This is a genomic window from Mesorhizobium sp. M1004, assembly GCF_040318795.1.
Taxonomy (GTDB): domain Bacteria; phylum Pseudomonadota; class Alphaproteobacteria; order Rhizobiales; family Rhizobiaceae; genus Mesorhizobium.
The window spans coordinates 1-12,116 of the sequence record NZ_JAMYNB010000028.1 but is presented as its reverse complement, the minus strand read 5'-3'; the positions used below and the strand labels follow the sequence as shown (position 1 = coordinate 12,116).

The following is a 12,116-nucleotide window of genomic DNA, read 5'->3' as shown; positions in this document are numbered from 1 at the left end:
TCGGTCGCTGTCGTCCCGCAGGGCTTTGAATCGGCCCGCCTTTCGATCACCCTGTTTCGCCGGCGCCGACATGATCATCGGCGTCTCAACAACGACAAGAAGGCCGGGGGCGAGAATTCGGCATGACGCATTTCGTCAATCCGAAGGAGATCGACGGCGATGTCGTGCCTCACCTCGTCAACATGACCAAGCGCGGCGCCGATCAGATCGGTGGCGCCGACTACACGTTCGACTGCACCGGCAACACCAAAGTCATGCGGCAAGCGCTAGAATCTTCGCATCGCGGCTGGGGCAAGTCGGTCATCATCGGCGTTGCCGGCGCCGGCCAGGAGATCTCGACCCGGCCGTTCCAGCTGGTCACCGGGCCGCACCTGGATGGGCACCGCCTTCGGCGGCGCGCGCGGCCGCACCGACGTGCCGAAGATCGTCGACTGGTACATGGCCGGCAAGATCGAGATCGATCCGATGATCACCCACACGCTGAAGCTCGAGGACATCAACAAGGGCTTTGACCTCATGCATGCCGGGGAAAGCATCCGGAGCGTTGTCGTCTTCTAATCATCCTACGCCGAGGAGGGAACATGGCACAGAAAGTGGCGGTACTTCAGTCAATATGGGCGATGGAGCGTCGGCATACCCACGAGACGGAGCGCTCGCTGGAGGCGAACATCGCCATGATAGCGGGCGCTGGCTATGCAGGCATAAGCACGCAATGTGTCGACGCTGGCGCTGTTAGGCGGACCATCGATTGCGTGCGGGGGCAGGGGATGATCATTGAAGGGATGTGCTTTCCCGCGACCGTGGATGACCTGAAGCCCTGCCTCGAACTGGCAACGGAAATGGGCGTTCATCATCTAGACTTGCAGCCGGACGTCCGGCCGAGGACGATCACGGAGGGGCTCCGCCTCATCGAAGGATGGAGGCGGCTTGCAGAGCAGGTCGATTTTCCCGTTCTGATCGAAACTCATCGCGACAGATGACGACCGACCTTTACTTCGTGCTCGACCTGCTGGATCAAATGCCCGACTTGCCTCTGTTGGCCGATCTCTCGCACTTTCTGGTAGGGCGGGAATTTGCCTGGCCTGTTTCCGCAGAACACCATGAAATGATCCGTCGGGTTCTCGACAACAGTTGGGCCTTGCACGGCAGGGTCGCTTCCCGAGAGCAGGTGCAGATCGAGATATCTTTCCCGCATCACCGAATGTGGTTGGATCTCTTCCTCGACTGGTGGCGGTACGGCATTCTGAGCTGGCGCAAACGCGCCGAGCCTGATGCGACACTGTGCTTCATCTGCGAACTAGGCCCGAAACCCTACGCAATTACCGGGCGAGACGGAAACGACACGACGGACCGCTGGGAAGAGGCGCTCACGCTCAAGGCGGCTATTGAGGATCTGTGGACGGCCGCGGTCGACGAGCCTGCGGCCGTAGCAATTGGAGTCTAGCGTGGCAGACAGCGGGATGGTGATAGTTGGAGCCGGTCAGAGCGGCGTTGCCGCAGCGTTTGAGCTGCGTAATGCCGGCTGGCAAGGCTCTATCACACTGATTGGCGATGAAGTTCATTTACCCTATGAACGGCCCCTGCTGTCGAAGGAACTGCTGGTCGACAACTTTCAGCCAGTGTTCTTGTTCACCGAGCCTGACTTTGTCAGAGCCAACATCACTCTTGTGCGCAACCATGTTGCCAAGATTTTGCCAGATGAGCATCTTATCACCCTGAAAACAGGGGGCTCCGTCGGATACTCAAAGCTTTTGCTGGCCCTCGGTGCCGAGCCACGCACGCTGCCAGTTCCCCTTGCAGACAAGGCCAGAGTTTTCACGCTCCGCAAGTTTGACGACGCCCTTCGGCTCAGAGAAGCTCTTGGTGGAGCTCGGAAGATAATCATCATCGGTGGCGGCTTTATCGGCTTGGAAATTGCGGCGACTGCAGCCAGCAATGGTAAAGATGTTACCATTTTGGAAGCAGGCGCCAGGATTCTCACGCGTGGGGTTCCAGAACAGGTCGCAGCGCTGATCGCCGATCGCCACATCAAGGAAGAAGTTCAAATAATCTGTGGCGTCAGAATTACTGAAATCCAGCACAACGAAGGCCAAACCGTTGTCCAAACCGAAGGCGACGGCGCGTTTGGCGCAGATCTCGTGATCGCTGGCATTGGGGCAATTCCAAATATCGCTCTCGCTGAGGCTGCAGGCCTAACAATCGACAATGGCATTGCCGTCAATGAACGGCTGGAGACGTCAAAGGGGGATATCTTTGCTGCAGGCGATTGCTGTTCATTTCCCCATTCTTTGTTCGAAAACCAGCGTTTTCGGCTTGAGGCCTGGAACAATGCTCGGCTCCAGGGAGAGGTCGCGGCCAAGAATATGATGGGAGCTGCGATCACCTACAGCGCCGTACCCTGGTTCTGGTCAGATCAGTTCGACTGCAGTTTGCAGATCGCCGGGATCCCGACCATGGCGGCAAGTGAAGTACAACGAGCAACCCAGAGTGCTTACATGTCATTTCACCTAGATCGAGAAAATCGCTTGATTGGGGCATGCGGCTTCGGAAATCTCGGCTCGATCGCTAAAGATATTCGGGTATCTGACATTCTTATTGGGCGTCGTATGAGGGTAGAACCATCGTCACTGAGCGATCCTTCCTTTCAGCTCAAATTTCTCTTACGATGAATAGGGGCGTCCCGCCGTTCAAAGTTACAAGATTTTCTCGACTTAAGGCTGTGGCAGAGCCTCCAAGGCTCGCGTTTTGCATCAACCTGCTACCGCCAAAACCGACGGCGGATGTAACGGCACTGCACAAATTTGCCACGCTGCAGGTGGATTGCATTTCACTATACCGATTGTGTCGCCATGTGGAGACCGGTAATTTCTCTGGGGTCAGGCGGCGCGTAGAAGAGGCGTTTTGGGCTTGAATATTGGAGGCACGTTCAGTTCTGGCTGTCGGAAAGGCGCCCGCAGCCGGTTGCGAAGTTCGCCATTGATCTCCGCCGCCCGGACCTGCATGAGCATATGCGCACCATGAAGCGACCAGCGCATCTGCTGCTTCTTGACCATACGTTTCCCGACGCCTGAGTTCACCGCCGACTCGGCGAGAGTGGTGGCGACGCGAAGCCCAGCCCGGTAGCGCTTTCCATAGTTGACGATCGCGCCGCGGTTCGAACGGACATAGGTCAGGAGTTGCTCCCCGAGGCTGTGAAGCCGTGCGATCGAGAACTCCCCTTCCTTCAGTCTTACTAGAAGTTGCTCCAGGTCGCGGATCGCGCGGCCGACCCGCCCATGCCACAGACGCCACTTTACGGCTCTGATGTCCCTGTCGATGGTTGGAAGCGCTTCAAAGGGGACTGATCGGGATCGTACGATTTGATCGGCGATCTGCTGCATGGGCTGGATCTTCATGTAATATGAAACCAGTCGATGAATGTGGGTCATTGGTTTCGGCATGGTGCGGGGCAGCCGCTTTAGAATTTCGGTCCCGTCCGAGATCACCGTCACATCCCCAAAGCCGCGATATCCGACTTCCTGGAGAGTTCGGTGCTGCCGGTGACGAAATAGCGACCGCCCCTTTCGCCCCGTCCCCCGCGGCCGCATCTGGCCACGACGAGTTCGAAATTTCGCGCCGAATGTTGATCAGCGCTACGAACGTGCGCCGTATCAATGCTGATGACGAACTCTTTGCGCCGATCTCCGGGAGGCTGCATCTCTAGCCGGCATCGGTCATCCGTTTGGGACCTCGCGCGCCAAATTTCCTGCATGACCTAGTCGTCGAGCCGCTTGCCGATCCTGATGGTACGCTTGCGCACGGTCGCATGCGTCTCAGTCGGTTCAGTGGGCAGGAAATCGGCCAGCACCTTCGCCGCCTGCCGGTAGGGCAGCATGCTTCCTAGCCGCGCCGTCAGTTCCATCAGCTCCGGTGTCGCTCGATCGGGACAAATTTCCTTCAGCGGCGCGAAGGCAGCAACCATCCCTGGATGGCATCCCGGCATAGCATCGATCGGGGATTGCGAACCTCAACGGTGCCGAAGACGGTTCAGATCCGGCGTGTCGTGTAGTCCTTGACCGGTCGGAACGTATGGCAATCCGGTCAAACCCGGCGAAGAAGGGCATACGTCTCCGCCTCATGATTCACGACCGCGTTCTGCAGCGCTGCCATGATCTTCTTGCTATCGCCGATCGACAAGCCGATGTCGCCGTCGAACAGGCTCTCCCAGCTCTTGTCTATGCGGACCTCCTTCCGGCATGTGTCGCCAAATTCGTTCCGGCCCTCGATCGTAACCGTCCATTCCACCGCCATCGCTTTGTCTCCGATCAAAACAATGCTGATGGACTGCTCGAGCCTAACAACCCGTGTCTGACCCAGAGAAGTTACCGGTCTCGGTGGGCGCAATCTTACATTTAAGTGCAGTGCGGCATCCGCTGCTCACCGCTGCATGTGCTGCCCGAGGGCTTCCATCGTATTCGCTACTACGGGTTCCTCGGCAATCGCCACCGCGCGCAGAAGCTCGCCCGCTGCCGCGACCTGCTCGGCACGCCGGTTTCCGAGCCGTCGGTCGACCCCGCTCGAATGGAACTATCGCGACCGCTACGAGGACCTTACCGGCACTCCCTCCGGCAATGCCCGGCCTGCCATCAAGGGCAGATGATCGTCATCGAAATTTTCGACGTCGTCACCGGGCCGCCGCCATACTGCGATACATCATGAAAGAAGCGCTCAGCTTTCGTCACCACCGTATCGCTCGGGCCGTTCGGTCGCAAAGCCGCGCGGGTCCGGCGGAGATGCGCGCCGTCGCCCCGGGCAGCCTATCAGCTGGAGGCTCCGCGCGGTACTTATATTACCTTGCCGCAACCGAATATCCGTGCGCGTTCGGCGCACGCGACCCCTGCAATCGCTGCGCCCACGACCGCATCCGCGCCGGCGCCATGCTTGTTGCCGGGTGCGGCCTCAACCCATAGCGGCCACCCGTGCCGGCGGCTTAGTCCAATACGTTTTTAGCTCACCGTCGCGATCACCGCAGCGCGCGCTCGCCACCCGCCTTTCCGCGCGACTCCAAGCTAAAAACGCTCTGCATTCAAGCTAAAAAGTCGGCCCTGAATAACGGTTAAGGCGTTGATATTCCGAACGCGTGAAGACGGGTGGAAGCATCCGATTTTCGCCGTTTTCGGCTGGAGTGATTGCAGGCACCAGGCAAGCCAAAGAGCGAGAACCGTGAGGATCAGGCGCAGATTTTGGCCTGCGGCGACGAGCAGCGCATTGATCGCATCGCCATCATGGCCGAGGAGGACGTTGCGGTCCAGTCGGACGTCGGTCTTCATGTGACCGATGGTGGCCTCGATGGCCGATCGCCGTTTCAGTTCCCGACACATGGTGGCCGTCAGGCCACGCTTGCGGCCGGCGATCATCACCGATCCCGAGCCGGCATAGTCGTGGCCGCGATAGCCCTTGTCGACGTAGATGCGGTCCGGATCGACGCCACCGATCTCCACCGCCTGATCGACCGTTGCTGCAAGCTGTGGCCATCGTACGGATTGCCCTCGAACGCCTTGGCCGCCAGCACGAGGCCCTCGCGGTTGGTTGCCGCGATCCCGACCTTGCAGCCGAATTCGTAAGGGTTGCGGGCTTTGCCCTTCGAGATGCAGACCAGCTCGGGCGCGTGCAGGGAGTAGATCTTGTTCCTGTCCTTCGGCTTCTGCGCCAAGAGCCGCTCGACGAGCCCGAGCAACCGGGCAAATCTGGCCTCGAGTTCGGCATTGCCGGCGATCTTGCGGCCGACGTCGCGGAACACCCGGCCGAGATAGGTGCGAAGGCGCTTGAGTTCGCGACGCCATCCGGCGGAACTGCCGGGCATGCGCATAGCGACCCGCCCGCACAGCCGCTGCCTTGGCCAGCCGCATGTGGCTCTGCCTGGGCATGATGCCGCTTCGCAGTCCCCGTCTCGAGTGCGACGTCGACGCTTGCCTTCAGCATTTCCTCCAGCCCCTCGGGCCCGATCCGCTTGCGCCAGCGCGTCATCGTGCTGGCATCGATCGGCGGCTCGTGCTGGAAGAACTCGAAGCCGCAGAAAAACTGCCAATAAGGGTTCTCCACCCAACGCTCCACCACTTCTTCGTCGGACTGGTCGTGGACGTGCTTGAGGGAATGCAGACCGACCATCAGCCGCGTCGGCTTGGCCGGCCTGCCGACCGGGCGATAAAACCGCCAAACGCTTCGTCAAAGCGCGACCACGGCATCAATGCCGACAACCGGACCAGCGGATGGCGCGGATTGATGATGGCATCGAGGCGCTCGCGGAACAATCATTCTTGCCGGACGACGGACGGGCTGGCAGCATTGCAAAAACACCGGAAAACGACGGGATCAAAGGTGGTTTCCGGCATTCTCCAATACTTCAAACCAGATGGGAATCCCTGCAACGCAAGGGTCAAAAAGTTTTTCAGGGCGAACTAAAAACGCTATGCATAATGTTGTGCTACACATTACTCGATGACTGGGAACTGGAAAAGCTCGATGACGACCAACGTCTCGATCCCCTGGAGATCATTGAGGACCGTTACGAACGACGCTCGATCATCGTCACAAGTCAGGTGGCCGTAGATCGCTGGTGGTTCACAACGCCTATCGCATCGATCTCACCGGAGAAAGCATGCGGAAACAGCGGCCTACAAGCGCCGCTGAAAACAACCGCTCGCATGCCATCCTTCAGACGATAAAACGTTCCAGTTGACCACCGGATCGCAGAACGGAAAGTACTCTTACTTCGGCACCATCAGCCAGTTCCAGATATCCATTTCGGCCGCCACGTCATAATCGGGAACGGCGGTGCGCACGGCCGCCTTTTCCTCCTCGCCAATCACCTCAACTAAGAGGACAGGCTTTAGCCGCTCCAACGTATTGCGGGCACCGGCAAGCACCATCGGCTCGGCGCGCTCCACGTCGATCTTGATCGCGGTGCATTGATCCAACCCGAGACTGTCGATCGTGATCGAATGGACATTAAGCGGTTTGCTTTCATTCCCCGCCCCGCTCCCGTTGGTCGAACGGATTAAGCTGGCGCCATATGTCAGATACGGCACATTTGGGTTGAACTTGATCACCGCTTCGCCAACAGCATCCGAAACGCAAGCGTTGTGAAGTTCGACCTCGACATTATTCAGGCGGAAATTATCCCGACACCGCGCTACGTGCGTCGGCATCGGTTCAAAGGCAATGACGCGGCATCCCTGCTTAGCTGCGATTATGGAAAACAGCCCAGTATAGGCGCCGACATCAATCGCCGTCCCGCCCACGGCGCATATTCCCGCCCATCTTACAAGGCTTTCAACCTCGTAGCCTGATCTATTTTCTAAGCAGATCCAATCATCCTGTTCGATGAGATTGGCCGATACAGGCCCTGCTTTGATTTCCAACGTCATCCCACAAATCCTCTTCAAGCATCAATTTTCGAGGCGAGAGGTCCTCTCATGACAGCGGTAGTCGGCGAAATCATAAGAATATTCTTCACTGTCTAGGACATCGCATGTAGCGTGCCAACTGAGAAAAGTATTTCTAAACAATACGGAGTTACTGATGTTCTATGTTGTTTGTCCGACATTGTCGGATATCTGACCACGGAATGTGGCCTGCTTTGTCAAGCGGATCCAGGAATTGCCCCCCTTGGCGCATGCGCACAGGAATATCCTTCACGGTTTCGCCGACCGACCGCCAGCGATTGATGGCGCTCACCAAAGATCGCAATGCGCCGCAGAAGCACGTCTGGCGCGCCGAGATCATCCTGTTGAGCGCAGACGACGTCGGCACCGTCGAGATCATGCGGCAGACCGGCAAGTCCAAGACGTGCGTGTGTCGCTGGCAGGAGCGTTTCGCTGAGGAAGTCTTCGAAGGGCTGTTGCGCGAGAGACGCGGCCCTCGCGCATTCCGCCGCTCGGACCCGAAGTGGCCGAGCGCGTGGTGGCGCTGACGCTGCAAAACCCGCGGGGCGAGACGACGCCCTGGACCGCCGACATGATGGCGCAAGCGGCCGACATCAGCGCCAGCGCGGTGCGCCGCATTTGGAAGGCACACGGACTGCAGCCGAACCGCTGGCGGCAGTTCAAGCTCTCCAATGATCCGCAGTTCGTCGACAAGCCGCGCGACGTGGTCGGCCTCTATGTCGTCGGCCCTGAATAACTGAATAACGGTTAAGGCGTTGATATTCCGAACGCGTGAAGACGGGTGGAAGCATCCGATTTTCGCCGTTTTCGGCTGGAGTGATTGCAGGCACCAGGCAAGCCAAAGAGCGAGAACCGTGAGGATCAGGCGCAGATTTTGGCCTGCGGCGACGAGCAGCGCATTGATCGCATCGCCATCATGGCCGAGGAGGACGTTGCGGTCCAGTCGGACGTCGGTCTTCATGTGACCGATGGTGGCCTCGATGGCCGATCGCCGTTTCAGTTCCCGACACATGGTGGCCGTCAGGCCACGCTTGCGGCCGGCGATCATCACCGATCCCGAGCCGGCATAGTCGTGGCCGCGATAGCCCTTGTCGACGTAGATGCGGTCCGGATCGACGCCACCGATCTCCACCGCCTGATCGACCGTTGCTGCAAGCTGTGGCCATCGTACGGATTGCCCTCGAACGCCTTGGCCGCCAGCACGAGGCCCTCGCGGTTGGTTGCCGCGATCCCGACCTTGCAGCCGAATTCGTAAGGGTTGCGGGCTTTGCCCTTCGAGATGCAGACCAGCTCGGGCGCGTGCAGGGAGTAGATCTTGTTCCTGTCCTTCGGCTTCTGCGCCAAGAGCCGCTCGACGAGCCCGAGCAACCGGGCAAATCTGGCCTCGAGTTCGGCATTGCCGGCGATCTTGCGGCCGACGTCGCGGAACACCCGGCCGAGATAGGTGCGAAGGCGCTTGAGTTCGCGACGCCATCCGGCGGAACTGCCGGGCATGCGCATAGCGACCCGCCCGCACAGCCGCTGCCTTGGCCAGCCGCATGTGGCTCTGCCTGGGCATGATGCCGCTTCGCAGTCCCCGTCTCGAGTGCGACGTCGACGCTTGCCTTCAGCATTTCCTCCAGCCCCTCGGGCCCGATCCGCTTGCGCCAGCGCGTCATCGTGCTGGCATCGATCGGCGGCTCGTGCTGGAAGAACTCGAAGCCGCAGAAAAACTGCCAATAAGGGTTCTCCACCCAACGCTCCACCACTTCTTCGTCGGACTGGTCGTGGACGTGCTTGAGGGAATGCAGACCGACCATCAGCCGCGTCGGCTTGGCCGGCCTGCCGACCGGGCGATAAAACCGCCAAACGCTTCGTCAAAGCGCGACCACGGCATCAATGCCGACAACCGGCCAGCGGATGGCGCGGATTGATGATGGCATCGAGGCGCTCGCGGAACAATCATTCTTGCCGGACGACGGACGGGCTGGCAGCATTGCAAAAACACCGGCAAACGACGGGATCAAAGGTGGTTTCCGGCATTCTCCAATACTTCAAACCAGATGGGAATCCCTGCAACGCAAGGGGTCAAAAAGTTTTTCAGGGCGAACTACCTAGTGTCGCGAACTCGAGATTTCGCTGTGGTCCCCTTGTGCATTGTCTCTGCTTGCCTCTCAACTTAAACCGTTGGCCTCGAGAGGATCTCGACGCCAGCCAGAGGGATGTTACCAGCAGGTATAACCTCCATCCACCACCAGTACCGTTCCCGTAATATAGCTTGACGCATCGCTCGCCAGAAAATGGACCGCAGATGCCACCTCATGGGGCTGGCCGAAGCGGCGCAGCGGTGTTAGGTCACACCATGCGTTTATCACTTCTTCAGGATACTTGCCGGTCATATCAGAGTGGATGAACCCAGGAGCAACTGCGTTCACACGGACACCAGATCTTGCCCACTCGCACGCAAGTGTCTTGGTCACCATGTTCACTCCGGCCTTGCTTGCATTGTAGGCCGTGACAACGGATTGTTGTCGGGTAACGATCTCCCCACACATTGAACTGATATTTATGATCGCCCCGGAACCGCGCTCCGCCATTAGTGAGCCGAACGTGCGGCTGCAGTAGAAGACGCCGTCCAAATTGACGGAGAGGACCGCCCGCCAATCCTCATCGGTGGTATGATTGGTCGGCGCGGCACGAGATACGCCAGCGTTGTTGACAAGGATGTCGGGGCAAAGGTCGATTGTACCGGCGAGATCGCGAACAGCCATTGAATCCATCACATCGAGTTGATAGACCTGCGGTTTGATCGGGAACTGATCTGCAGCCTCCGCCACTCGGATCCCGTTAGTGCCAGTAAGGATTATACCGGCACCGGCTTGTTGCAAGGTAAGGGCAATCTGCAAACCGATGCCGCGCCCTCCTCCGGTTATCAAAGCAGTTTTCCCGGTCAAGTCGAACCTATTATTAGCTGGCCGTTCCATAAGGGGCATTGCTGGTCTCCTGCGCTGTTGCTAACGATTCAATGACGCGTCGATCAAAGAAGGGCTGTTTGCGCTTCACAGCCGAAATTACCTGCGGGATACTTTTTCGCCGTCGCAAATGGGAGATAGAAAGCATGCTACAGCCTTCAGCCGTTCACCTCGGGAACCACAAGTAACGCGCGGTATTGGACGCCAACACAGCAAGACATCGGCGATGTCTTTCAGCCACGCGACGCAACCAAGCGGCACCAAGTCGTCAACGTCGGCCATCGCCGTGTTCGGGTCCAGTTCGCGTACGGCGAAGCCGGTGCGCAGCATCGGGGTATCGCTTCGTTGCGGCAAACCGTGTTGACCCGCATCTTCTCCCAGGTGGCCGCGGCCCATCCACTGCGTCAGCGACGCGAGCGCTGTCTTGGGACGGGACCAGGCTGGCGATCTCGCGCCCACATAATTGATCTCGCTCTAGAAGACCGTCGGCGAACAGGCGGTGTACCAACCGCGAGCGCATTGCGCCGTGAATTCTCCCAAAGCTGCGTGGCGGGGGCCTGAGTTTCGCCATCTTCTCTTCCATCAGCTTCCGCTGGCCAAGTTCTTGGCAAATCCGCGGGGGCGCTTTCTGCCATCTGTCGCCGGCAGTTCCTACTGCCTAGCTCCAAGGAAAGCAAAAGTTGTGCCAATTGAGAAGGGTAGCGTCAGAAAAGACGTTGTACACATATTCAAAGCCTTAAATGAGAATGCACCAGCAGCGAAGCCGCAACCCTTGTCACGGACTCGACAAAACCGACAGCTGGTGTCGGCACCCTGCGTTCCCCAGATTGCTCGAAATCCCTCAGTCTTAGCACCATCAAAATGAAATCGAGCAGGACCACCGGTGCATCGCGCCGCGTGCGGCAGAGCTCGACTTCGATTCGCCTGCCAGCGCTCACGGTGTCGATCTCGTGACCGAGCACAATCGATGCGACGCGCGACGAGGCGCGGTCGGCGATTGCTGCGGCACGCACGTCCGGATCGATTAATCTCGAGCTTCTGGCCGAGGAAGACCTCGCGCCGATGCTGAGCTTGACATGCCTAGACGCCTGCTCGCGGCCGCTTGGCTTGGTGAGACGCAGGAGGCCATCGCCGCCCGAGCAAAGCGGCTGGAGGAGGTGGCGCCAAGACTTCGCTCGAAGGAAGCTGCGGACGTCGTCGTCTGGGTGCTCATGCCCGGCTCACTGGCACCCACAACCTGTCCCCCTCCGGAGCGCGGCGCCTGTTCGATCGGCTCCTGCGGCCACACCAGGGAAATGGAAAGATTGGCCAGTCAACATTCCGACCATCATCCCCCCTTTTTATGTTTTCTCCCCGGCCGAGCGCGCTTTGGCACCGCCGGGAAATTGCTTTGCGGAGCCGCACAGAGCGTGCCGTAGCAAACCTTCTCACCCTTGTAGTTGGCCAGGGCCTGCAGCAAGCCTGGTAGAAGGTGCTGTTTCAGTTCGTCCGGAATAGGCTCCGGACCGTCCAGCGACGTCAGTGCCAGTTCGACCAACTCGATCGCGCGATCTTTGTTGCCGCTCTCGTGATAGTACCGAGCGACCGCCGGGTAAGACCGGTACTTGGGGCCTTGCGGGGGATTCAGTGCCAGGATGCGTTCGGACAGCTCCTTGCCCATCGCGAAGCGCTCAGCAGATGGAATGTGCGAATGGTCATGCGCTGGATGGAAGAGTTGGTCTAGCGCTGCAAGTATCCAATC

General features: G+C 59.1%; 4 protein-coding genes and 9 pseudogenes. 6 read left to right on the top strand and 7 right to left on the bottom strand.

Annotation, left to right across the window (positions count from 1 at the left end):
- Positions 1-58 precede the first annotated feature (58 nt).
- The 3 genes and pseudogenes from NKH54_RS31460 to NKH54_RS31450 all read left to right on the top strand — a co-directional run.
- Positions 59-558 (top strand): annotated as a pseudogene (locus NKH54_RS31460) (zinc-binding dehydrogenase); the annotation flags it as partial.
- Between the two features lie 23 nt (positions 559-581).
- Positions 582-1,444 (top strand): annotated as a pseudogene (locus NKH54_RS31455) (sugar phosphate isomerase/epimerase family protein).
- A gap of 16 nt (positions 1,445-1,460) precedes the next feature.
- Positions 1,461-2,669 carry an NAD(P)/FAD-dependent oxidoreductase gene (locus tag NKH54_RS31450; protein ID WP_353029662.1) on the top strand — a complete coding sequence of 403 codons (1,209 nt, stop codon included), beginning with the start codon at positions 1,461-1,463 and terminating at the stop codon, positions 2,667-2,669.
- Positions 2,670-2,876: 207 nt separating this feature from the next.
- Here NKH54_RS31450 and NKH54_RS31445 read toward each other — a convergent pair.
- Positions 2,877-4,290, bottom strand: a pseudogene (locus tag NKH54_RS31445) (ISKra4 family transposase).
- 117 nt (positions 4,291-4,407) lie between these two features.
- On the opposite strand from NKH54_RS31445, the pseudogene NKH54_RS31440 reads away from it, so the two are divergent.
- A pseudogene (locus tag NKH54_RS31440) lies at positions 4,408-4,698 on the top strand (transposase); the annotation flags it as partial.
- A gap of 350 nt (positions 4,699-5,048) precedes the next feature.
- On the opposite strand, the pseudogene NKH54_RS31435 reads toward NKH54_RS31440, so the two are convergent.
- Positions 5,049-6,325, bottom strand: a pseudogene (locus NKH54_RS31435) (transposase).
- A 145-nt stretch (positions 6,326-6,470) separates the two neighbouring features.
- On the opposite strand from NKH54_RS31435, the pseudogene NKH54_RS31430 reads away from it, so the two are divergent.
- Positions 6,471-6,718: pseudogene (locus NKH54_RS31430) on the top strand (ATP-binding protein); the annotation flags it as partial.
- A 28-nt stretch (positions 6,719-6,746) separates the two neighbouring features.
- Here NKH54_RS31430 and NKH54_RS31425 read toward each other — a convergent pair.
- Positions 6,747-7,406, bottom strand: a complete 660-nt coding sequence (locus NKH54_RS31425) for an FkbM family methyltransferase (RefSeq protein ID WP_353029661.1) — start codon at positions 7,404-7,406, stop codon at positions 6,747-6,749.
- Between the two features lie 248 nt (positions 7,407-7,654).
- On the opposite strand from NKH54_RS31425, the pseudogene NKH54_RS31420 reads away from it, so the two are divergent.
- Positions 7,655-8,154 (top strand): annotated as a pseudogene (locus NKH54_RS31420) (helix-turn-helix domain-containing protein); the annotation flags it as partial.
- Positions 8,155-8,220: 66 nt separating this feature from the next.
- Here NKH54_RS31420 and NKH54_RS31415 read toward each other — a convergent pair.
- The 4 genes and pseudogenes from NKH54_RS31415 to NKH54_RS31400 all read right to left on the bottom strand — a co-directional run.
- A pseudogene (locus NKH54_RS31415) lies at positions 8,221-9,400 on the bottom strand (transposase); the annotation flags it as partial.
- A gap of 228 nt (positions 9,401-9,628) precedes the next feature.
- Positions 9,629-10,396: an SDR family NAD(P)-dependent oxidoreductase gene (locus NKH54_RS31410; protein ID WP_353029660.1), complete on the bottom strand. Its 768-nt coding sequence runs from the start codon at positions 10,394-10,396 to the stop codon at positions 9,629-9,631.
- A gap of 707 nt (positions 10,397-11,103) precedes the next feature.
- Positions 11,104-11,388: a hypothetical protein gene (locus NKH54_RS31405; protein WP_353029659.1), complete on the bottom strand. Its 285-nt coding sequence runs from the start codon at positions 11,386-11,388 to the stop codon at positions 11,104-11,106.
- A 314-nt stretch (positions 11,389-11,702) separates the two neighbouring features.
- Positions 11,703-12,116: pseudogene (locus tag NKH54_RS31400) on the bottom strand (TlpA family protein disulfide reductase); the annotation flags it as partial.